At 73.1% G+C, this 22106-nt stretch carries 19 protein-coding genes and 1 pseudogene; 5 read left to right on the top strand and 15 right to left on the bottom strand.

The features are described from left to right. Positions 1 to 111 precede the first annotated feature (111 nt). Positions 112 to 486: pseudogene (locus ABT369_RS12895) on the top strand (WhiB family transcriptional regulator); the annotation flags it as partial. Between the two features lie 132 nt (positions 487 to 618). Here the strand turns inward: ABT369_RS12895 and ABT369_RS12890 are convergent. The 3 genes from ABT369_RS12890 to groES form a co-directional block, all read right to left on the bottom strand. Next, positions 619 to 2127: a molybdopterin-dependent oxidoreductase gene (locus tag ABT369_RS12890; protein ID WP_350611922.1), complete on the bottom strand. Its 1509-nt coding sequence runs from the start codon at positions 2125 to 2127 to the stop codon at positions 619 to 621. Positions 2128 to 2881: 754 nt separating this feature from the next. Then, a complete protein-coding gene (groL, locus tag ABT369_RS12885; protein ID WP_350611921.1) occupies positions 2882 to 4525 on the bottom strand; it encodes a chaperonin GroEL in 1644 nt (547 codons plus the stop codon). Positions 4526 to 4620: 95 nt separating this feature from the next. Next, the gene (gene groES, locus ABT369_RS12880) at positions 4621 to 4929 is read right to left on the bottom strand and encodes a co-chaperone GroES (RefSeq protein WP_497980226.1); all 309 of its coding nucleotides are present in this window, start codon (positions 4927 to 4929) and stop codon (positions 4621 to 4623) included. Positions 4930 to 5124: 195 nt separating this feature from the next. Between groES and ABT369_RS12875 the strand changes: the two genes are divergently transcribed. Next, positions 5125 to 6330: a class I SAM-dependent methyltransferase gene (locus tag ABT369_RS12875; RefSeq protein WP_350611920.1), complete on the top strand. Its 1206-nt coding sequence runs from the start codon at positions 5125 to 5127 to the stop codon at positions 6328 to 6330. Here the strand turns inward: ABT369_RS12875 and ABT369_RS12870 are convergent. Then, positions 6290 to 7036 carry a hypothetical protein gene (locus ABT369_RS12870; protein WP_350611919.1) on the bottom strand — a complete coding sequence of 249 codons (747 nt, stop codon included), beginning with the start codon at positions 7034 to 7036 and terminating at the stop codon, positions 6290 to 6292. The genes ABT369_RS12875 and ABT369_RS12870 overlap by 41 nt on opposite strands. A gap of 17 nt (positions 7037 to 7053) precedes the next feature. On the opposite strand from ABT369_RS12870, the gene ybaK reads away from it, so the two are divergent. Both ybaK and ABT369_RS12860 read left to right on the top strand, forming a co-directional pair. Beyond that, the gene (gene ybaK / locus ABT369_RS12865) at positions 7054 to 7533 is read left to right on the top strand and encodes a Cys-tRNA(Pro) deacylase (RefSeq protein ID WP_350611918.1); all 480 of its coding nucleotides are present in this window, start codon (positions 7054 to 7056) and stop codon (positions 7531 to 7533) included. A gap of 13 nt (positions 7534 to 7546) precedes the next feature. Then, a complete protein-coding gene (locus ABT369_RS12860; protein WP_502891738.1) occupies positions 7547 to 7819 on the top strand; it encodes a DUF1707 SHOCT-like domain-containing protein in 273 nt (90 codons plus the stop codon). Here the strand turns inward: ABT369_RS12860 and ABT369_RS12855 are convergent. The 6 genes from ABT369_RS12855 to tsaB are packed head-to-tail and all read right to left on the bottom strand — an operon-like array spanning position 7812 to position 13692. Next, a complete protein-coding gene (locus ABT369_RS12855; RefSeq protein ID WP_350611916.1) occupies positions 7812 to 9542 on the bottom strand; it encodes an ABC transporter ATP-binding protein in 1731 nt (576 codons plus the stop codon). The genes ABT369_RS12860 and ABT369_RS12855 overlap by 8 nt on opposite strands. 2 nt (positions 9543 to 9544) lie before the next feature. After that, positions 9545 to 11218 (bottom strand): ABC transporter transmembrane domain-containing protein, encoded by a 1674-nt coding sequence (locus ABT369_RS12850; RefSeq protein WP_350611915.1) that lies wholly within the window; start codon positions 11216 to 11218, stop codon positions 9545 to 9547. Positions 11219 to 11264: 46 nt separating this feature from the next. Continuing rightward, positions 11265 to 11522 (bottom strand): hypothetical protein, encoded by a 258-nt coding sequence (locus tag ABT369_RS12845; RefSeq protein WP_350611914.1) that lies wholly within the window; start codon positions 11520 to 11522, stop codon positions 11265 to 11267. Between the two features lie 25 nt (positions 11523 to 11547). Then, positions 11548 to 12588, bottom strand: a complete 1041-nt coding sequence (tsaD, locus tag ABT369_RS12840; RefSeq protein ID WP_350611913.1) for a tRNA (adenosine(37)-N6)-threonylcarbamoyltransferase complex transferase subunit TsaD — start codon at positions 12586 to 12588, stop codon at positions 11548 to 11550. After that, positions 12581 to 13030: a ribosomal protein S18-alanine N-acetyltransferase gene (gene rimI / locus ABT369_RS12835; protein ID WP_350611912.1), complete on the bottom strand. Its 450-nt coding sequence runs from the start codon at positions 13028 to 13030 to the stop codon at positions 12581 to 12583. The genes tsaD and rimI overlap by 8 nt, the downstream gene beginning before the upstream one ends. An 11-nt stretch (positions 13031 to 13041) precedes the next feature. Further along, positions 13042 to 13692 (bottom strand): tRNA (adenosine(37)-N6)-threonylcarbamoyltransferase complex dimerization subunit type 1 TsaB, encoded by a 651-nt coding sequence (gene tsaB / locus ABT369_RS12830; protein WP_350611911.1) that lies wholly within the window; start codon positions 13690 to 13692, stop codon positions 13042 to 13044. Between the two features lie 82 nt (positions 13693 to 13774). On the opposite strand from tsaB, the gene ABT369_RS12825 reads away from it, so the two are divergent. Further along, positions 13775 to 15838 (top strand): Hsp70 family protein, encoded by a 2064-nt coding sequence (locus ABT369_RS12825; protein WP_350611910.1) that lies wholly within the window; start codon positions 13775 to 13777, stop codon positions 15836 to 15838. A 516-nt stretch (positions 15839 to 16354) separates the two neighbouring features. Here the strand turns inward: ABT369_RS12825 and tsaE are convergent. The 5 genes from tsaE to ABT369_RS12800 form a co-directional block, all read right to left on the bottom strand. Then, positions 16355 to 16834: a tRNA (adenosine(37)-N6)-threonylcarbamoyltransferase complex ATPase subunit type 1 TsaE gene (gene tsaE / locus ABT369_RS12820; protein WP_350611909.1), complete on the bottom strand. Its 480-nt coding sequence runs from the start codon at positions 16832 to 16834 to the stop codon at positions 16355 to 16357. After that, a complete protein-coding gene (locus ABT369_RS12815) occupies positions 16831 to 17907 on the bottom strand; it encodes an alpha/beta fold hydrolase (protein WP_350611908.1) in 1077 nt (358 codons plus the stop codon). The genes tsaE and ABT369_RS12815 overlap by 4 nt, the downstream gene beginning before the upstream one ends. Positions 17908 to 17927: 20 nt before the next feature. Beyond that, the gene (locus ABT369_RS12810) at positions 17928 to 19364 is read right to left on the bottom strand and encodes an NAD(P)H-hydrate dehydratase (RefSeq protein WP_350611907.1); all 1437 of its coding nucleotides are present in this window, start codon (positions 19362 to 19364) and stop codon (positions 17928 to 17930) included. A 23-nt stretch (positions 19365 to 19387) separates the two neighbouring features. Beyond that, positions 19388 to 21259, bottom strand: coding sequence for a glutamine--fructose-6-phosphate transaminase (isomerizing) (glmS, locus tag ABT369_RS12805; protein ID WP_350611906.1), 1872 nt, complete (start codon positions 21257 to 21259; stop codon positions 19388 to 19390). Between the two features lie 85 nt (positions 21260 to 21344). Beyond that, positions 21345 to 22103, bottom strand: a complete 759-nt coding sequence (locus tag ABT369_RS12800; RefSeq protein WP_350611905.1) for an SDR family oxidoreductase — start codon at positions 22101 to 22103, stop codon at positions 21345 to 21347. Positions 22104 to 22106: the final 3 nt, after the last annotated feature.

Genomic DNA, 22106 nt, shown 5'->3' with positions numbered 1-22106 from the left:
GGCCTACGAGAAATTGACCGACGACATGCCGTTACCTGTGGCGGTCTCGCGCGTTGTACCGGAAATGGGCAGCACGCGAATTCCAGGCCGCACGCCTGGAAGGAGGAGCGAATGACGAATGTGACTCGCCTGCCCGGTCCGATCGCGGACATTTGGGACTGGCAGCGACTCGGGCTGTGCCGCGGACGGGACAGTGCCCAGTTCTTCCACCCCGACGGCGAGCGCGGCGCTTCGCGTGGTCGCCGGGAGTCCGCCGCCAAGAACGTGTGCCGGGCGTGCCCGGTCCGCGCGGAGTGCGCCGCGCAGGCGCTCACCACGCGGGAGCCCTACGGCGTGTGGGGCGGCTTCACCGAGGGCGAGCGGCTGCGGCTGCTGGCGCTGGGCTGGGAGGACGCCGCGGACCGGCGCCGCTCCCGGGTCGATGTCGGGCGCCTGGAGTCGAAGCTGGGCCTGCGCCCGACCGCGCCCACGCCGTCGCCGAACCAGGGCGCCCAGCAGCCGCTGCGCGCCGTGCCGGCCCGCCCGGGCCCGACGCACCCCGCCCCCGGCGTGCCGTCGCAGCGGCGCCCGCAGGTGTCGGCCGGCAACTCGCGGTCGCGCACCGCGGCGCGCTAGGCGCTACTTCACCTCAATATTGATCGAGTGCCACCCCGTGGCGCCGTCGGGATCCGGCGGCGCCACGGCGTCTGTCTGCGTGTCGCCGCCGTTGTCGGTGGCGCGCACGGTGATGCGGTGCCGCCCCGGCGTGGCCTGCCACTTGAGGGTCCACTGCCGCCAGGTGTCGATCGACGGTACGGGCAGCAGGCTCGCGACCTGCCAGGCCCCGCCGTCCACCTGGATTTCGACCTTGGAAATGCCGCGGTGCTGCGCCCAGGCCACGCCCGCAATCATGATCTCGCCCGCCCTGGGATTGCTCCCGTCCCGTGGCGTGTCGATTCTTGACTCGGTCTTGATCGGCCCCTTGGCGGCCCATCCACGCTTGATCCAATAGGCGTCGAAATCGGCGAACGAGGTCAGCTCGAGCTCGACCAGCCATTTCGTGGCGGAGACATATCCGTACAGGCCCGGCACCACCATCCGAACCGGGAACCCGTGATCGACGGGCAGCGGCTCGCCGTTCATGGCGATGGCGAGCATGGCGTCGCGGCCGTCCTGGAGCACCGCCGTCGGGGTGCCCGCGGTGAACCCGTCGATCGAGCGGCTCACGACCTGGTCGGCGCCGGACTTGGGCCGCGCCTCGGCCAGCAGGTCGGCGATGCGCACGCCCTGCCACTTCGCGTTGCCGATGAGGCCGCCGCCGACCTCGTTGGAGACGCAGGCCAGGGTGACGTACCGCTCGATCATCGGCCGTTTGAGCAGCTCGTTCCAGCTGATCGTGAGCTCCTTCTCGACCCGGCCGTGGATGCGCAGCTTCCAGTCCTCCGTGGTGAGCTGCGGCACGACCAGCGCGGTGTCGATCTGGTAGAAATCCTTGTTCGGTGTGACAAAAGGGGCTAGATCGGGCAGGGCCGCGTCGGCCTGGGGCGGCAGCGGCGCCACGGTGTTCGGCGGGACGCTGGGCAGCTCGATCGACGCCCGGTCCGCCTCGACGTTGCGCCGGGTGGACCACCAGCGCCCGGCGAAGCCCACGATGGCGGCGCCTAGGAGGGTGTACCCGCTCGCGCGCAGGAACCACCGGCGCTCCTCGGCCGTGGCGTTGTCGCCGGCCTCGTGGGTGAGCAGCCAGTGCAGGACCCCGGCGCCGGCGGCCGCGCCCAGCAGCGTGGGGACGAACGCATACCAGGGCGCGTTGTGGCGACTGAGCGCGGCGGCGATCCCGATGACGCCGAAAAGGGCGATTCCGGCGTACCCCCACACGCGCCGCCTGATCGCAAGCATCCCGATGCCCGCCGCGAAGGCCGCGAGGATGACGAGCGTACCGATGCTGAGCGCAAGCTTGTCGTAGGTGTAGAACACCTCGACGGCGAGATCCTTGACCTTGGCCGGAACGCTGTCGATGACCACGCCGCCGACGCTGACCAGCGGCGATGTGGACGCGCCGGTGAAGATCGCGACCACTTCGGCCACGCCGAGAGCGGTGCCCGCGGCGGCGAGGCCGGCGAGCGCACCGAACTTTCGAGTGTGCACGGTTACAGCATGCGGCGATCATCCCTACCGCACCAAGCGGCGTAATGGGTCCCTAACCTTTTCCTGAGCCGGCTGTGACGTTCGCACACTCCGCCCGGCACCCAACGTGACCGCGCTCGTCGCCGCCAGCCGCGCCACCGTTACACGCCCTGCGGCGCTGTGGGTTCACGGTGCCGCACCGTTCGCACGCCCCGCGGCAACCGTGGCGCCATGCACGCACCGCTCGCCCCCACGCACCGCTCGCCCCAAGCGCACGCTCGCCCCCACGTGCCGCTCGCCCCCCACGGACAGCTCACCCGCTCGGACGGCTCGATCCGCGTGGCCCGCTCGCCGCTGGCCACTCGCCACGGCACCGTTTCGCAAGCCCGCAGCACCATGGCGCTCACTTGGACCGCTCGACGCGTCCGGCTTCGACCTGCTCAACAGGCCGGCGAGGACCGCAAGCACCACGCACGCCGCCCGCCGCACGAAACGACGCCACGACCACCTCAATAGGAACGCCATCGCCATCTCAGTCGCCGCGCACCGCACCCACCGCCGGCGCCACACACGCCACCAGCGCGCATGACCGACGCCCGGCAGCGAAACGGCCAGGCGCCCCCAAAAGCCCTAAACCAGATTTATCGCCCCACAGGCGAAAAATCCGATAAGTCGCGGCGCGAAGCGCCCGACTTATCGCGCTAACACCAAGCGAAAACGCCAACGAGCCCCGGGCCGAAACCCAGGGCTCGTCGAACGTGCAGTGCGGAACCGGTCAGAAGCCCGGCCCGTGCGAGTGCCCGTGACCGTGCCCGTGGCCGTGACCACCGGCGGCCGGCTCAGCCGCCTCCGGCTTCTCCACGATCAGGCTCTCGGTGGTGAGCAGCAGACCCGCGATCGACGCGGCGTTGGCCACCGCGCTGTGGGTCACCTTCACCGGGTCGACGATGCCGGACTTGACCAGGTCGACGTACTCGCCCGTGGCCGCGTCGAGGCCGTGGCCGAAGTCGAGCGCCTGGACCTTGCCGACCACGACGTAGCCGTCGAAGCCCGCGTTCTGGGCGATCCACCGCAGCGGCTCCACGAGGGCCTTGCGAACGATCGCCACGCCGACCTTCTCGTCGCCGGTCAGGCCGAGGTCGCCGTCGAGGACCGAGGCGACCTGGGCGAGGGCCGCGCCGCCGCCCGGGACGATGCCCTCCTGCACCGCGGCCTTGGTCGCCGAGATGGCGTCCTCGATGCGGTGCTTGCGCTCCTTCATCTCGATCTCGGTCGCGGCGCCGGCCTTGACGACCGCGACGCCGCCGGAGAGCTTGGCGATGCGCTCGTTCAGCTTCTCCTTGTCCCAGTCACTGTCGGAGGCCTCGACCTCCTTGCGGAGCTGGTCGACGCGCCCGCTGACCTCGGACTGCTCGCCGCCGCCGTCCACGATCGTGGTCAGGTCCTTGGTGACCACGACGCGGCGGGCCGTGCCGAGCTGCTCGAGACCGGTGTTCTCGAGCTTGTAGCCCAGCTCGGGCGCGACGAGCTCGGCGCCGGTCAGGATCGAGATGTCCTGCAGCATGGCCTTGCGGCGCTCGCCGAAGCCGGGGGCCTTGACCGCGACGACCTTGAAGGTCTTGCGGATGGCGTTCACCACGAGGGTCGACAGGGCCTGGCCCTCGACGTCCTCGGCGATGATCAGCAGCGGCTTGCTGTTCTGGACGATCTTCTCCAGCAGCGGCAGGAGCTCCTCGATGGCGGAGATCTTCTGCGTGGTGATGAGGACGTAGGCGTCCTCGAGGACCGCCTCCTGCGCCTCGCCGTCGGTGACGAAGTGCGGGGAGACGAAGCCCTTGTCGAACTGCATGCCCTCGGTGACGTCGAGCTCGGTGGTCAGCATCGAGCCCTCCTCCACCGTGATGACGCCGTCGCGGCCGACGCGCTCCATGGCCGAGGCGATCAGGTCGCCGATGGTGGCGTCCTGGGCGGAGATGGTGGCGACCTGCGCGATCTCGGTGTGGCTGTCGACCGCGGTGGCCTTGTCCTTGAGGGCCTTGACGATCGCGGCCGCGGCCTGGTCGATGCCGCGCTTCACGCCGGCCGGGTTGGCGCCGGCGGCCACGTTGCGCAGACCCTCGCGGACGAGCGCCTGGGCCAGGACGGTCGCGGTGGTGGTGCCGTCACCCGCGACGTCGTTGGTCTTGGTGGCGACCTCTTTGACCAGCTGCGCGCCGAGGTTCTCGTAGGGGTTGGCGAGCTCGATCTCCTTGGCGATCGTCACGCCGTCGTTGGTGATGGTCGGGGCGCCGAACTTCTTGTCCAGGACGACGTTGCGCCCGCGGGGGCCGAGCGTGACCTTGACCGTGTCGGCCAGGTGGTTGACGCCGTGCTCCAGAAGGTGGCGCGCCTCGTCGGAGAAGCTCAGGATCTTCGCCATGCGTGTGGATTCCCTTCAAAGCGACACCGCCCCGGCTGCCTCGCGCCTGTTCGCACGGGTCCGGGGCGGTGGCCACTGCTTCTAGTGAAAAACGGTCACTTCTCGATGACGGCGAGGACGTCGCGGGCCGAGAGCACGAGGTACTCCGAGCCGGCGTACTTGACCTCGGTGCCGCCGTACTTCGAGTAGATGACGGTGTCGCCGACCTTGACGTCGATCGGCACCCGGTTGCCCTTGTCGTCGATGCGACCCGGGCCCACCGCGATGACGGTGCCCTCCTGGGGCTTCTCCTTCGCGGTGTCCGGAATGACGATGCCCGAGGCGGTGGTCGTCTCAGCCTCGTTGGCCTGGACCAGGATGCGGTCCTCGAGCGGCTTGATCGCAACCTGCGTCGCGGTAGTCACGGGCATACCCTCCTGGGGTATCGAGCTTGCTAATCGAGTGCCCGGTGAAGCCGTCGTCGCGGGTGCCGGCCCCGGCCGGGTATGTCTGGCACCCTCGGCAGGAGAGTGCTAACTCGGAGGTTATGCCGGTGGCTAGCACTCCGTCAACTAGAGTGCCAGACACGCCACGAAATCACCCCGGACTTGAAGGATCACGTGCGCCCCGAGGATGTGCAGCCCCTGTTCACGGCGGCCGGGCGGGACGCGCTGGCGGCCGCGTCCGAGCTGCCCGACGGCGATCCGCTGGCCGCGGCCTCGGCCCTGCGCGCGCAAGGTCTGCCGCCCGAGCTCGCCGCGGCGGCGCTGACCCAGGTCGCGCTGCGGCGGAAGGCGGCGGCGAAGTTCGGTACCGATGCCGCCGTCATGTTCTTCACCCGGGCCGGGCTGGAGCAGGCGACCCGCGCCGCGGTCGCGCGGAGAAGGGCCGAACGGCTGGCCGCGGCCGGCGCGACCCGGGTGGCCGACCTGGGCTGCGGGATCGGCGCGGACACCATCGCGTTCGCCCGGGCCGGGATGCGCGTGCTGGCCGTGGACGCCGACCCCGCCACGGCCGCCGTCGCCCGGGCCAACGTCCAGGCCCTCGGGCTCGCCGACCAGGTGCTCGTCGAGGCGCGCGACGCGACCGAGACCCCGCTGGTCGCGGTCGACGCGGTGTTCTGCGACCCGGCCCGGCGCACGTCGGGCGGGCGGCGGGTGTTCGACCCGCGGGCATATTCGCCGCCGTGGGACTTCGTCACCGCGCTCCCGGGCCGGGTCCCGCACACGGTGCTCAAGCTCGCGCCGGGGATCGATCACGCGCTGCTGCCGGAGGGCGCGGAGGGCGAGTGGGTGTCGGTCGACGGGGACGTGGTCGAGGCGGCCGCCTGGTGCGGGCCCCTGGCCGAGGTCCCGCGGCGGGCGACACTCATCCGAGACGGGCAAGTTGCGCACATCACGGGCACCGGGGACCGGAAAGCCCCGGTCGGACCCATCGGCTCGTACCTCTATGACCCCGACGGCGCCGTGGTGCGCTCGCACCTGATCGCCGAGCTGGCCGAGACGCTGGACGGCACGCTGCTGGACGCGTCCATAGCCTACATAACCACTAAATCACCCATCGCCACAGTATTCGCCAAATGCTATGAAATAACCGAAGCCCTGCCGATCGCGCTCAAGAAGCTGCGCGCGGCGCTGCGAGACAGGAACATCGGCGCCCTGCAGATCCTCAAGCGCGGCTCGGCTCACGACGTGGAGGACCTGCGCCGGCAGCTCAGACTCCAGGGGACCGAAAGCGCCGTCCTGGCGCTCACCCGCATCAACCACCAGCCTGCGGCCATACTCCTCAGACCAGCGGATGCCCCAGGCGCCGCTGCAGGTCGCTGAGCGTGTCGTCGGCCAGCGCCTCGGGCGAGCGCAGGCCGAGCTGGCCGAGCAGGTGCCGCCCGGTGTCGCGGCACATCTCGTAGGTGAGGCGGTCGTTGAGCCAGCGCAGCCACTCCACGATGTCGTTGACGTAGAAGGCCACGCTCTGCTCGGAGTTGCGCTGCCGGCGCTCCTCGGCCACCACCAGCAGGGCCGCGGCCAGGCGCCGCCGCGCGAAGTCGTGCCCGGCCAGGGCGTCGGCGAACGCGTCGGCCCGGTGCCGGGGCGCGGTCGGGGACACGGTCAGCTTCGGGAACGGCGGCTCCCCCGCGGTCCACACCTGCGCGCTGCGGGGCACGAACTCGGGGTCCAGCACGACCTCGACCCGCGAGGCGTGGCCGGGGTCGTCGACCGCGATGAGCACGCGCGGGCTGTGGCTGGTGACCTTGGTGACGTACCGCGAGAGCCCCCCGCCCTCCTCCACGCAGAACTTGGCGTCCGGCAGCTTCAGCGGCCCGTCGAAGACCAGCTTGCCGACCCGGGGACCGGCTCCCTGCCACAGCCGCACCCGCACCAGACCGACCTGCGGGCGCGCGGCGATGCGGACATGGTGCTCGGTCGCGGTCACCGCGCCGTCGCCGTCGAACACCGACAGGTCGACGCCGCTCGTCGCGCCCAGGAACAGGTGGCCGTGGCCGAGGTACAACTGGACCGAGCCGATCTGCATGTCGCTATTGTGGGCCAGTGGCGAGCAAGGGCACCCCGGCGACCGCACTGCTGACGCGCTCGAAGATCGCGTTCACCCCGCACACCTACGAGGTCGACCCGCGCGCCTCCTCCTACGGCGAGGCGGCCGCCGCGGCCCTCGGCGTCGACCCGGCGCGGCTGTTCAAGACGCTGGTGACGACCGTCGACGGGCAGTTGACCGTCGGCGTGGTGCCGGTGTCGGCCTCGCTGGACCTCAAGGCGCTCGCGGCCGCGGTCGGTGGCAAGCGCGCCGCGATGGCCGAGCCCGCCGCGGCCGAGCGCGCGACCGGCTACGTCACCGGCGGGATCTCCCCGGTCGGGCAGCGCTCGCGGCTGCCGATCGTCATCGACGCCTCGGCCGAGGGGTTCCCCACGATGTACGTCTCCGGCGGCCGCCGCGGCCTGCAGATCGAGCTCGCCCCGGCCGACCTCGTCCAGGTCACCGGCGCGACCCTGGCGCCGATCGCGTCGCACTGACAGCATGTCCGTCGTGCGGGCATCGGACGAGGACCGGCAGCGCGTGATCGGCGTGCTGCAGCGGCACACCGAAGAGGGCCGCCTGTCGCTGGACGAGTTCTCCGACCGGGTCGGGACCGTGTACGCGGCGAAGACCCTCGACGATCTGCGCGCCGCGATCGTGGACCTGCCCGCGCTCGCCCCGAAGCCCGCTCCCGAGACTCACGACCGCCAACTCCTGGTGATCTTCGCCCTGGCCATCGCCGTGGTGGCGGTCTTCGCGGTCGTGTACGCGCTGCTCAAGTAGCGCGGGAGCCGTGCCACGACCGCCACAGCGCGGCGTAGGCGCCCCCGGCCGCGACCAGCTCGTCGTGGCTGCCCAGCTCGGTGATCCGGCCGTCCTCGACCACCGCGACCCGGTCGGCGTCGTGCGCGGAGAAGAGCCGGTGCGCGATCGCGATCACGGTCCGGCCCTCCAGCGCCCCGGCCAGCGACCGCTCCAGGTGCCGGGCGGCGCGCGGGTCGATGAGCGACGTCGCCTCGTCGAGGACCAGCGTGTGCGGGTCGGCGAGGACGAGCCGGGCGAGCGCGAGCTGCTGCGCCTGGGCCGGCGACAGCGACAGCGACGCGGTGTCGAGGCCCTGCGGCAGCGCGAGCGCCCAGTCCAGCGCGTCGACGGTGGCCAGGGCCGCGCACAGCTCGGCGTCGGTCGCGCCCGCGCGGGCCAGGGTCAGGTTGTCGCGCAGGCTGCCCATGAACACGTGGTGCTCCTGGGTCACGAGCGCGACGTGGCCGCGCAGCTCGTCGAGGGGCAGATTTTGCAGCGGTACCGCGCCGAGCTCGATCACCCCCGACCGCGGCGCGTGAATCCCGGCGAGCAGCCGGCCCAGCGTGGACTTGCCGGCGCCGCTGGGGCCGACCATGGCGAGCCGCTCGCCGGGCCGCACCGCGAGGTCGATGCCGTGCAGGACGTCGCGACCGTCCACGTAGGAGTAGCGGACGTCCTTGGCCGTCAGCACCTCGTCGACCGGCTGGGGGCCGCCGGCGGGGATCGGCGGCTCGGCCGCGGCGCGCACGCCGATGAGGCGCGCGAAGGAGGCGAGGCCGAGCTGCAGCTGGTCGATGTAGCTGAGGATGCGGTCGAGCGGGTCGATGATCGACACGAAGTACAGCACCGCGGCGGTGACCTGGCCGACGCTCGCCCAGCCCTCGAGCACGAACCAGCCGCCGGCGACCAGGGTGGCGGCGGCGGGCAGCGCGTAGCCGAACTCGGAGAGCGGGAACCACACCGTGCGCAGGCGCAGGGTGTACATCGCCGCGGCGTACGTGCCCTCGAGCTGTTCGCGGGTCCGCTCGAGGCGGCGCTGCTGCCAACCGAGGGTCTCGACGGTCCGGGCGCCCTCGACGGTCTCGGCCAGGCCGTCGGCCATGCGGGCCAGGGCCGCGGACTCGCGCAGGTAGCCGGCGTTGGCGCGGCGGAAGTACCAGCGCGACGGGAGGTACAGCAGCGGCAGGGCCAGCAGCCCGGGCAGCAGCAGGATCGGCCCGACCACCGCGACGGCGACCAGGGTCAGCAGCATCTGCAGGCCGCCAACGACGATCGTGGGCAGCGCCGACTGCACCGAGTCGGAGGTCTGCGAAACGTCCCGGGAGGCGCGGCTGAGCAGGTCGCCGGTGCCGGCCCGCTCCACGGTGGACAGTGGCACCGCGAGCACCCCGTCGACGAACTCCTCGCGCAGCCGGGCCAGGACGCGCTCGGCGAGCTGGGCGGCGGCGACGCGGGCGTAGCGCACGAGCACCGCCTGCGCGACGACGAACCCGGCGATGGCGAGCGCGATGCGATCGACGGTCCACGCGGTCGTCCCGGCCGTGACCCGCTCGACGAGCGCGCCGAGCAGCGGGGGCGCGGCGAGGCCGGCGGCGGCCCCGACGACGTGCAGCGCGAGGACCCCGGCGAGCCGCCAGGGGTAGTCGGTGAACAGCGTGCGCAGGTAGGCGCGCACCTCCCCGCCGGATGCGATCGGCAGCACCGTCAGTCCTCCCCACGCGTGACGGTCATGGCGTACTGCGGGCAGCTGTCGAGCAGCTCCCGATGCGCCCCGGTCGCGGCGACGCGCCCGTCGGCGCCCACGAACGCGACGGTGTCGGCCCGGTCGAGCAGCAGCGGGCTGGTCGTGCACACCACGGTCGTGCGCCCGGCCCGCGCGGCGGGCAGCCGCTCGGCGATGCGCGCCTCGGTGTGCGCGTCGACGGCGCTCGTGGGCTCGACGAGCACGAGCACCGGCGGGTCGGCCGCGAGCGCCCGGGCCAGCCGCAGCCGCTGCTGCTGCCCGCCGGAGAAGTCGCGACCGCGCTCGGCGATCTCGGCGTCGAGCCCGCCGGGCAGCGCCTCGACGACGTCCAAGGCCGCGGCGTCGGCGAGTGTGGCCCCGTCGCCGACCTCGTCGCGCAGCGGGCCGCGGAACAGCGTCGCGTCGTTGTCGCTGAGCAGCACGTGGCGCCGGACGTCCGCGATCGCCATGTCCCGCAGCGGTACGCCGTGCAGGCGCGCCCGCGACGCCGGATCCAGCAGCGCGAGCCGCTCCGCGATCGCGATCGCGTCCTCGGGCCGCACGGCCGCGACCGCCGTGAGCCGGTGCCGGGGCACGCGCAGGCCCGAGTCGGGGTCGTCCAGGTCGCCGTCTTCAGCCGGTACCGAATCCGGACGCTCCTGAAAGTCGGGCTCGAGCCGGAGCACGGCGACCACGCGGCCCGCGGCGACCAGGCCGCGGGTCAGCTTCTCGGCGAACTCGGTCAGGGTGCGCAGCGGCCCGATCAGGAACGCCGCGTAGGCGTAGAAGGCGACCAGTTCCCCCGGGCTGATCCGGCCCGCCACCGCGAACCGCGCGCCCAGCCACGTCACCAGGGCGATGAAGCAGCCCGGGAGCAGGATCTGGGCGGCCTCCAGCGTCGACTCGACCCTGGCCACGCGCACGCCGGCGAAGCGGACGCGCTGCGACTCCGTGCGGTAGCGCCGGGAGAACTCCGCCTCGCCGCCGACGCCGCGCAGGACGCGCAGGCCGGCCACGATGTCCCCGGCGCGGCCGGTCAGCTCGCCGGCGAGCTGGCGCTGGTGGCGGCGCCGGCGGTGCAGCGGCCGCAGCAGCAGGCCGACCACGGCGACCAGCAGCGGCACCCCGAGCACCACGACGAGCCCGAGCGGCACCGACACCCGCAGCAGCAGCGCGGTCACGACGACGATCGCGACCACGGAGCCGCTGGCGCGGGCGGAGACGTCCACGGAGTAGCCGATGTGGTCGAAGTCCGTCGTGCCGATGCTCACGACCTCGCCGGTCGCGACCCGCTTCTGCAGCGCGGCCCCGAGTCGGGTGGCGTGGCGCGCGGTCACCTGGACGGTCCGGAACCCGGCGCTGAGGAAGTTGGACACCGCGAACCGGTGGCGCAGGATCCCGGTAACCGCGGTGGCGGCGCCGAGGCCGAGCACGGCCGCGCCGGCCTTGAGCAGCCCGTGCCGGTCGCCCCGCGCGAGCGCGTCGACGCCGGCCCCGATCGCGGCGGGCACGAGCGCCTGGCTGATCATCCACAGCACGCCGAAGCACACGCCCCCGGCGATCAGGGACAGTTGCCCGCGCGCGATCCAGAGCAGATAGCGGCCGGCCGATCGGCAGTCAGGCTCTCCGGGCTCGGCTTGAGGCAGTCTCCGCACAGCCCCCGACGGTAACCGTTCGGGTCCCCAGGGCGCCTTACATTTATTACCGGTCGACCTCAGTGAAGTCCCAGAACTGCGGCTTGCGGGCGACCAGGTGCGACGGCGGCTCGGCGAACGGCTCGGGCGTGCTGCCCCGCCACTTCGACAAGACGACGAGGCGCTGGTCCGTCGATGCGTACACCTCGCTGCTCAAATGCATCGGGTGCACCTCGACCTTGGGCAGCATCGCCTCACACACCCAGGACAACAGCTCCCCGAACCCCTCCGGGTGCGCCCTGACCTCCCACATGCGCACGATCACGGCGCTGGACTCTACCCCCACGGCGTCAGGCGGTCACGAGGGTGATCGGCATGGCCGAATCCGAGGGCAGGCCGAGCTCGCCCGGCGTGGCCCCGGCCGCGACCAGGTGCGAGCCGAGCGCGGCGACCATCGCGCCGTTGTCGGTGCAGAGCTTCGGCCGCGGCACGCGCACCGTGATGCCGTGCTTCTCGGCGCGCTCCTGGGCCATCGACCGGATGCGCGAGTTGGCCGCGACGCCGCCGCCGATGACCAGGGTCTCGATCCCGTGCTCGCGGCAGGCGTCGATCGCCTTCGCGGTGAGCACGTCACAGACCGCCTCCTGGAAGCTCGCGGCCACGTCGGAGACCGGCACCGGCTCGCCGGCGCGCTCGCGGGCCTCGACCCAGCGCGCCACCGCCGTCTTCAGGCCCGAGAACGAGAAGTCGAAGCGGTGCTCGGCGAGGTCGCGGGGGCCGGTGAGTCCGCGCGGGAAGGGGATCACGACCTGGCCGTCGCGGGCCGCCTTGTCGATCGGCGGTCCGCCCGGGAACGGCAGCCCGAGCAGGCGCGCGACCTTGTCGAAGGCCTCGCCGGCCGCGTCGTCGATGGTCGCGCCGAGCGGGACCACGCCCCCGGCGAGATCGTCGACCCGCAGCAGCGAGGAGTGCCCGCCGGAGACCAGCAGGGCGACCGCGGGCTCCGGCAGCGCCCCGTGCTCGAGCGTGTCGACGGCGACGTGCGCGGCGAGGTGGTTGACGCCGTAGATCGGCTTGCCGGCGGCGAGCGCGTAGGCCTTGGCCGCCGCGACCCCGACGAGCAGCGCGCCGGCGAGCCCGGGGCCGGCCGTGACCGCGATCGCGTCCACATCGGACAGCGTCACGCCGGCCTTGTCCAGCGCCCGCTGCATGGTCGGGACCATGGCCTCGAAGTGGGCCCGGCTGGCGACCTCGGGCACCACGCCGCCGAACCGCGCGTGCTCGTCGACGCTGGACGCGATCTCGTCCGCGAGCAGCGTGTGCCCGCGCACGATCCCGACGCCGGTCTCGTCGCACGACGTCTCGATCCCCAGAACGAGCGGCTCAGACATGTTCACGCTTCATCACCAGTGCATCCGTGTTGCTGGGCTGGTAGTAGCCGCGGCGGATGCCGACGGCCTCGAACCCGTACTCCGCGTACAGCCGCTGCGCGGGGCCGTTGTCCACGGCCACCTCCAGCAGCACCTGCTCGACCCCGCGCCGCCGCGCCTCGGCGAGCAGCGCCTCCAGGAGGCGCCGGCCGATCCCGCGCCGCTGCGCGTCCTTGCGCACGCCGATGTTCTGCACCCAGGCCTCGTCGGGCGCGGCGACCGCCAGCCCGGCGTAGCCCACGACGCGCTCGCCGTCGAGGGCCACGAGGTAGTGGTGGCCCATCGCCAGCTCGTTCCAGAACATGCCCGCCGACCACCGCTCCTCGCCGAAGAGCTCGTCCTCGATCGGCAGCAGGTCGGCGATGTGGAACCAGCGCAGCTCGGCGAGCTCGACGTCGTGCACGACCGCGTCCGTCACTGCAGCGCCGGTTTCCGCTCACCGGGCAGCACCGCGTCGGGCCGGCGCAGATAGAGCGGCGTGAGCGTCTCGGCGGGCGCCTTGCCCCGCACCCGGTCGGCGGCGAGCTCGGCCAGGGCGAGCGACGGCGGATAGCGCGGCCCGTCGACGGGGAGCTTCAGGACGTCGGCGTACTTCACCGCGCCGTCGCCCGCCGCGAGCCCGATCCCGTCGAGCGCGACCGCCGCCGGCTTGGCCACGTCGGGCCCCTCGAGCCGCTGGCCGTCGACGTAGGTGGCCCAGTAGATCTCCTTGCGCCGGGCATCGGTCGCGACCAGCGCGCGGCCCGGCAGCCCCAGCCCGATCGCGTCGAGCGTGCAGACGCCGTAGACCGGGATCGCCAGGGCGTGCCCCAGCGCCGCGGCCGTCACGAGCCCGGCGCGCAGGCCGGTGAACGGGCCCGGTCCGACGCCCGCGACCACCCCGGCCAGGTCGCCGGCGGTGACCCCGCCGTCGGCCAGCACGGCGGCGATCTGCGGGGCCAGCAGCTCCCCGGCGCCGCGCGCGTCGACCGTCACCCGCTCGGCGAGCAGCGTGACCTCGTCGTCGATCCGCGCAAGCGCCGCGGTCACCGCCGCCGTCGCCGTGTCCACCACCATCACCAGCACGGCCCCAACTCTAAATCAGTTAACAGCGACGCAATGAGGGACACCTAGCATCGGCGCCTATCGACGCGGGGAGAGAGCCGCCGTGAACTCACCGATTCTGGTCGTGGACCTCGGGTCCTGGGCCCTGTCCGCCGCCGTCGTCCTGCCCGATGAGCTGCACCCGGTGCGCGAGCCGGCGACGGGCGCGCCCCGCTGGCCGGGCAGCGCCACGATGGCCGGCCGCTCGCGCCTGCTCGTCGGGGCCGCGGCCGAGCAGGCCCGCGACAGTCACCCGCGCGAGTACGTCGACGGCGTGCGCCGCGCGGTCGACGCCGGCGCGCCCATCTGGCTCGGCGACCAGCTCGTGAGCGGCGTGGAGCTGGTCGGCGCGGCGCTGGAGTCCATCGTGGACGAGGCGCGCCGGGTGTACGGCCCGGTCGCGCGCCTGGTGCTGAGCGCTCCGGCGGCGTACCGAACCCATGATCCGCGACGCGAGGCGCTGATCGCGGCCGCCTCCGTGGCCGGCTTCCCCGACGCCGAGCTCGTCGTGGACGCGAGCGCCGCGGTGCTCGACCCGATGACGATGCTGGAGGTGCCCGAGGGCGGCTACGTGCTCGTCTGCGACCTCGGGGCGACCTGGACGGCAACGCTCGCGCAGGTGCAGCACGGCCGGCCCGTACCGCTGAGCCAGGAGAGCTCGGGCACCGGCCGCGACATCGACGTCATGCTCGTCGCCGACCTGCGGGCCGCGCTGGCCGAGTGGGTCGAGCCCGCGTTCGCGGCCGGCGGGGACACCAGCGTGCGGGCGAACCTGCACGCGCTGGACATCGTGCGCCGGCTCAAGCACCGCCTCGCCGACGTCCCCGAGGCCGCGGAGGAGGTGGAGGCGGGCGTTCCGCCGTACCGGATGGACCGCCGGCTCCTCGACCGGCTCACCGAACCCGCCGCGCGGTGGCTGATCGCCAGCGCCCGGGCGGTCGTGGCGCGCGCGGGCATCCGGCCGTCGGACGTGGCCGCGGTGCTGCTCGTCGGCGGGGCGGCCCGGCTGCCGGGGATCGGCCAGGTCCTGCACGAGGGGCTCGGGTGCCCGGTGACCCGCCCGGCCGACCCGGAGCTGGCGGTGCTGCGCGGGGCGGCGGCGTGGGCGCGGGGGCGCGCGACCCGCAGCGTGCCCGCCGATCCGCCGTCGTGGCGCGTCGAGCCGCTGTCCTGGACCATCCCGGGCGGGCGCGGGCGGCTGGTGCGCTGGCTGGTGAAGGAGGGCGAGGCGTACGGCCGTGAGGCGCCCCTGGCCCAGGTCCGCACCGCCGACGACCGCGTCTTCGACCTCTCGTCCGGCCGCGGCGAGGGGATCCTGCTCGAGCAGCGGGTCGCGATCGGGGGCATGGTGGTCTCCGGCGCCGTGGCCGCGCACGCGCGCCTGGAGCCGGCCGGGCCCGAGCGGTTCCAGCTGGCCAAGCTCCATCACCTGCGCGTGGCCGGGGACTGGCTGCTCATGCCGGACCGGCGCACGCTCGTGGAGTGCTCGGGCGACGGCGAATACGTCAAGGTGCGCGCGATCGCCACCGGCGCCCTGGTCACCGAGCTGCGGCCGGGCCGCGGCGCCGGGCGGGGCGGGCACGCGCAGGTCGCGCTGGGGCCGGGCCAACAATTGGCCCTCGTGACCTGGGACGCCGAGGGGCACTTCGCGGTCTGGGACGTGCTCTCCGGCCGCGTGACGGCGAGCTTCTCCGATGTGCACAAGCCGGATGCCGTACTGCTCAATGAGGCCGAATGGCGCCTCGTCACGACGGGCGAAGGCGCGGCGCACGTCGGCCGCTACCGCCGGGACGTCGCGACCGTGTGGGACCTCGCCACCGGCGCCCGCCTCGACCGGATCGTGGGCGAGGACCTGCCCAGGCGCTTCTCCGGCTACACCGAGTCGAGCCGCGCGGACGCGTTCGCGGCCGAGATGGAGAGCCCGGACGGCCGGCTGCGCGCCGCGGCGCTGGACGGCACCCTGTCGGTCCGCGATCTCGAGACGGAGGCCGAGGTGTTCCGGGCCGACCTGACCCCGGGCCGCTCGGTCAGCACGGCGTTCTGCCACGAGGGGCGGCACCTGCTCGCGCGCGGCACCGACGACGCCGGCACCTGGGTCGACGTCTGGGAAGTGCTCCAGCCCGCCTGAGCGCCCCGCCCGGCCACCACCACGCGGGCCGACGCTCGCCTGCGCGCCACGACGGCGGATCAGCATGCACGCCGCGCGAGCGGCGCGGCCCCCGCGCCCACGCCGGCGCCCCGCGCAGCACCGCCAGCTCCGGGTCGGCCGGGCGGGTCACCGGCCCCTCGCGGCACCCACAACGCCGGCAACCCGCCCACGCCCGGCACCCGCAACGCCTCCACCTGACCGCGCACGGCACCGGCCCCGAGCGGCTGACCACAACGCTGGCACCCGCTTCCCGCGCGGCACCGGCAGCGTCGGCACCGGCCCTGCTCGGCCGCTTACAACGCCCCTTCACCTGACCACGCAGGGCACCGGCGACGGCAGCATCGGGCAGCGGCGCGGCCCGGTCCCCATGCCGAGCTGGGCTTTTCTGGCAACCAGCCGCAGAAATCCGACTTAAGGTATAAATCCGATAAGTCGTGGCACGGAGTGCCCGACTTATCGTGTCCACACGGCGGCGCCAAGCACCCCGGCCCCGGCTCAGCTCGCGAACGCCTCCGCGCGGGCGGGCCAGTCCCCGCCCCGCGGGATCAGGGCCACCACGCGCGAGTCGTCGTCGCGGCGGTCGAGGCGCACCTCCAGGTGCTCGTCGCTGAGCTGCTCGACCAGCCCCTCGCCCCACTCGACCAGCGTGACGGAGTCCTCCAGCGTCGCGTCGAGGTCGAGCGCGTCCACCTCGCCGATCGGGTCGGAGACGTTGCCGAGCCGGTACGCGTCGACGTGCACCATCGGCAGCGTGCCCCCGCGCTCGGCGTCGGGCCGGTGCACGCGCGCGATCACGAACGTCGGCGAGGTGACGTCGCCGCGCACGGCGAGCCCCGCGCCCACGCCCTGGGCCAGGGCGGTCTTGCCGGCGCCGAGCGGGCCGGTGAGCACGACCAGGTCGCCCGCGCGCAGCACGGACGCGAGCGCCTTGCCGAAGTCCCGCGTCTGCTCGACGGTGGACAGGATTCGAGTCACTGCAGCACCTTCGTGAGGAACAGGTCGATGGCCTCGTTGACCTCGTCGGCGTGCTCGAGGAGCACCACGTGGCCGCCGTCGGCGACGACGACCAGCTCCGCCTCGGGCAGCACCGACGTTATCTCGTACGTGTGGGCCAGCGGCGTCAACACGTCCTTGTCGCCGCAGACCAGTAGCACGGGGACCGAGCGTAGCGGGCCGAGGACGAGCAGCCGCGAGTGCGTGTAGAGGGTGCGCAGGTACCTGGCGATGACCTCGGTCGACGTGGTCGAGTTCATCTTCTCGACGTACGACACCAGCGCCGGGCTGGGGCGGGACGTCCCGAACCCGTAGCGCCGGGTCAGCAGCCAGGCGAGGTCGGTCGAGGCCTTCCGGGCGCGGTCGATCACGGCCGAGCTGATCGGGCCGGCGAGCCCGACGACCGGCAGCAGCGGCCGGCGGAACCGGGCCACGACCTCGGGGAAGCCGAACGTGACCTGGTCCAGCTTGCCGGCCGAAGTGGAGATGAGCACGCAGGCCAGGACCCGGTTCTCGAACAGCTCGGGCAGCTGCTCGGCCAGGGCCATGATCGTCATGCCGCCCATCGAGTGCCCGACCAGGATGATCGGGCCCTCGGGGCACGTGGCCGCGATCACCGCGCGGAGCCCGGAGCCGAGGGAGTCGATCGTGTACTCCCCCTTGCTCAGCCGCCCCGAACGACCGTGCCCGGGCTGGTCGTAGAAGACCATGCGGTGCTTGCCCTCGAAGTACGTGCGCTGGAAATGGAACGTGCCCATGTCCAGGCAGAACCCGTGCACGAAGACCAGCGTGGGGCCGGGCTCGCCCGCGGGCCCCTCGACGACCTCGACGTGCAGGTCGATGCCGTCGTCCGTGGTGACCACCAGCTCCTCGTCGGCGGCCCAGACCCCGAACTCCTCGTCGGCGTGCGGGTCGTCGGCGTTCTTGGAGCGGCGCACGATGTACCGCTCGGTGGCCACCCCCGCCGCGACGCCGGCCGCGGCGAGGCCGACGATCGCCCCGATGATCCCGGCCGTGCGCTTGCGGTTGCCGCCCTTGACCACCTCGGTACCCATGACAAGAGCCTAAACGGTCGTTACCGGCGGGTTAAGCTCCCGACGGCCCCGCGCAGGTGGGAGGCCACCTCGGCGGCGGTCACCGGCCCGCCCTCGGCCGCGCGCCGCCCGGCCAGCCCGTGCATGTAGGCGGCGGCCACGGCCGCGTGCTCGGCCTGCATGCCCCCGGCGAGCAACGAGCCGAGCAGCCCCGCGAGCACGTCCCCGGTGCCGCCCGTGGCCAGCGCCGCAGTGCCGGTCGGGTTCACGTAGACCCGCCCGTCCGGGGTCGCCACGATGGTCCGGTCGCCCTTGAGCAGGACCACCGCGTCCATCCGGCCCGCGAGGGTCACGGCCGCGGCGACCCGGTCGTCGCCGGGCGCGCCGCCGGAGAGCCGCTGGAACTCCCCGTCGTGCGGGGTGACCACGGTGGGCGCGTCGCGCTCGCGCAGCCAGTCGGCCAGGCGGGCGTCGGCGAGCAGGGTGAGCGCGTCGGCGTCGAGGATCACGGGCACCGGGGCGCCGAGCACCGCGCGCAGCTCGCCGTAGGCGCGCTCGTCGGTGCCGAGGCCGCTGCCGCAGACCCAGGCCTGCACGCGCCCGGCGTCGGCGACCCGCTCGGTGGCAATGACCGGCGGATGGTGCAACCGCACGGCGTCGGCGGCGCCCCCGGCGTACCGCACCAGCCCGGTCGGCCCGGCCAGCGCCCCGGCGGTGGAGAGCACCGCGGCGCCCGGGTACTTGTCCGAGCCGGTCGCGAGCCCGACGACCCCGCGGGAGTACTTGTTGTCGCTGGCCTGCGGCCGCGGCCACCACGCCGCGATGTCGTCCGAGTCCGGGACGTACAGCGCGGGGTCCCCGTCGAGGTGCTTGGTGAGTCCGATGTCGACGAGCTCGACGATGCCGGCGTGCACCGCGCCCGCCCCGACGAGCAGGCCCGGCTTGAGCACGCCGAAGGTCACGGTGATGTCGGCGTGCACCGCCATGCCGGTCACGGCCCCCGTGTCGGCGTCGACGCCCGAGGGCACGTCCACGGCGATCACGGGCGCGCCGATGAGGATGCCGGCGATGTCGGCGACCTTGGCGGCGGCGGGCTCGCGCAGGCCGCCGTGCCCGCCGATGCCGAGGATGCCGTCGACCACGAGGTCGGCCCCGGCCGGGGCGGCCTCGCTCAGGCGTCCCCCGGCCCGGTACAGCGCCTCGGCCCCGCCCCGGTGCACCCGGTCGGGGTCGACGAGCAGCGCGTCGACACGGGCGCCACGGCGGGCCAGCCGGGCACCGGCGTAGAGCGCGTCGCCGCCGTTGTTGCCGGGGCCGACGAGGAGCAGGACGCGCGCGCCGTACACCCTGGGCAGGGTGTCGGCGCAGCGCCGGGCCAGCCCCGCCGCGGCGCGCTGCATGAGCGCGCCGTCCGGCAGGGTTTTCATCACGGACTCTTCGGCCGCGCGCACCTGCGCGACCCGCCAGGCTGCTCTCACGGAACAACCCAACCACACGGGCCCTATTCGACGGTCACGGACTTGGCCAAGTTGCGCGGCTGATCGACGTCGTGACCGCGGGCCGAGGCGATCTCGCAGGCCAGCACCTGCAGCGGCACCGTGGTGACCAGCGGGGCGAGCAGCGTCGGGGTGACCGGGACGTAGAAGAGGTGATCGGCGTAGGGCTTCACGGCCACGTCCCCCTCCTCGGCGATCACGATCGTGCGGGCGCCGCGGGCGCGGACCTCCTGGATGTTGGAGACGACCTTGTCGTGCAGCACGCCGCGGCCCCGGGGCGAGGGCACCACGCACACGACGGGCGTGCCCTCGTCGATCAGCGCGATGGGGCCGTGCTTGAGCTCGCCGGCGGCGAAGCCCTCGGCGTGCATGTACGCCAGCTCCTTGAGCTTCAGCGCACCCTCCAGGGCCACCGGGTAGCTCACGTGCCGCCCGATGAACAGCACGCTCTTGGCCTCGGCCAGCTCGCGGGCGAGCTCGCGGATCGGGGCCATCACCGCCAGCACCTGCTCGATCTTGGCCGGCATCTCCTGCAGCTGGGCGACGACGGCGGCGACCTCGTCGGCGTACTTCACCCCGCGCACCTGGGCCAGGTGCAGCCCCACGAGGTAGCAGGCCACCAGCTGGGTCAGGAACGCCTTGGTCGAGGCGACCGCGATCTCCGGGCCGGCGTGGGTGTAGAGCACGGCGTCGGACTCGCGCGGGATCGTGGAGCCGTTGGTGTTGCAGATCGCCAGCACCCGCGCCTTCTGCTCCTTGGCGTGGCGCAGCGCCATCAGGGTGTCCATGGTCTCGCCGGACTGGGAGATGGACACGACCAGCGTGGAGCGGTCGAGCACCGGGTCGCGGTAGCGAAACTCGCTGGCCAGCTCGACCTCGCAGGGGATGCGGGTCCAGTGCTCGATCGCGTACTTGGCCACCATCCCCGCGTGGTAGGCCGTGCCGCAGGCGACGATGAACACCTTGTCGACGTCGCGCAGGTCCTGGTCGGAGAGGCGGACCTCGTCGAGCATGAGGTCGCCGTGCTCGTTGAGCCGGCCCAGCAGCGTCTCGGCGACCGCGTGCGGCTGCTCGGCGATCTCCTTGAGCATGAAGTAGTCGTAGCCGCCCTTCTCGGCGGCCGAGGCGTCCCAGTCGATGTGGAACGTCTTGCCCTCGGCGGGGTTGCCGAGGAAGTCGGTGATCACGATGTCGTCGCCGCTGATGAGCACGACCTGGTCCTGGCCGAGCTCGACCGCCTCGCGGGTGTGCTCGATGAACGCGGAGACGTCGCTGGCCAGGTAGTTCTCGCCCTGACCGCGGCCGACGACGAGCGGGGAGTTGCGCCGGGCGCCGACCACCACGCCCGGGGCCTGCACGTCCACGGCGAGCAGGGTGAACGCGCCCTCGAGGCGGCGGCACACGGCGCGCATGGCCTCGGCCAGCCGCTCGGCCGGGGTGTCCCCCGCGGCGCCGGCCAGGGCCTGCGCGAGCAGGTGGGCGGCGCACTCGGAGTCGGTGTCGCTGGCGAACTCGATGCCGCCGTTCTCCAGCTCGGCCCGCAGCTTGGCGAAGTTCTCGATGATGCCGTTGTGGATGACCGCGACCCGGCCGTCGAACGAGCGGTGCGGATGCGCGTTGCGGTCGGTCGGGCCGCCGTGCGTGGCCCAGCGGGTGTGGCCGATGCCGGTCGTGCCGACGTCCAGGCCATGGGAGCTCTCGTCGGCGAGCGCCTTCTCCAGGTTGGCGAGCTTGCCGGCGCGCTTGGCGGTGAGCAGCTCACCGTTCACGATCGCCACGCCGGCGGAGTCGTAGCCGCGGTACTCCAGCCGCCGCAGCCCGTCCAGCACGATGTTCAGAGCCGGCCGGGCGCCGGCGTACCCCACGATTCCGCACATGCCCGTACCGTAGCAGAATTTCGCGCAGGACCCGTGCGCGAAACTGTCGCATACGCGCACGGGAACTGCGCACGAACGGGTATGACTAGATGAGCGAGGAGCGGATCTGCGCCCCGCCGTCGACCACCAGGGCCTGGCCCGTCATCCAGCGTGACGCAGGACCGGCCAGGAAGGTGATGACATCGGCGATGTCGTCCGGCTCGCCGATGCGCCCGAGCGGGAGCTTGTCGTTGAGGAAGTCCTCGTTGCTCTCCCACAGCCCGCGCGCCAGATGGGTGCGCACGATCCCGGGCGCGACCGCGTTCACCCGGACGGGGGCCAGCTCGGCCGCCATCTGGCGGGTCAGGTGGATGACGGCGGCCTTGGTCGCGTTGTAGTAGCCGATCCCCGGCTCGGTGAGCACGCCGCCGACCGAGGCGACGTTGACGATCGTGCCCGCGCCCCGCTGCGACATCGACGCCTTCCACACCAGCTGGCTCCACAGCACCGGGCCGAACTGGTTGAGCCGGACGGTCTTCTCGGCGCGGACCGGGTCGATGTCCATGAGCGGTCCGAAGTACGGGTTCGTGCCGGCGTTGTTGACCAGCACGTCGATCGCGCCGAAGCGGGCCATGGCGGCCTCGACCACCGCCGCGGCCTGGTCCGGCTCGGCGGCGTGCGCGGCGTGGGTGAGCACGCCGACGGCCGGGAACCGTTCGGTGATCTCGGCCGCGACCTCGTCCAGGGTCTCGATCTTGCGCGAGGTGAGCACGACGTTGCAGCCCTCGGCGGCGAAGGCGAGGGCGCTCGCCTTGCCGATGCCGCGGGACGCGCCGGTGACGATGACGGTGCGGGGTTCTGTCATGCG

The organism is Dactylosporangium sp. NPDC000244, from assembly GCF_040300725.1.
In the GTDB taxonomy this organism is placed as follows: Bacteria; Actinomycetota; Actinomycetes; order Mycobacteriales; family Micromonosporaceae; genus Dactylosporangium.
Note: the sequence above shows the minus strand (reverse complement) of the source record. Positions and strands in the feature narration are given on the sequence as shown.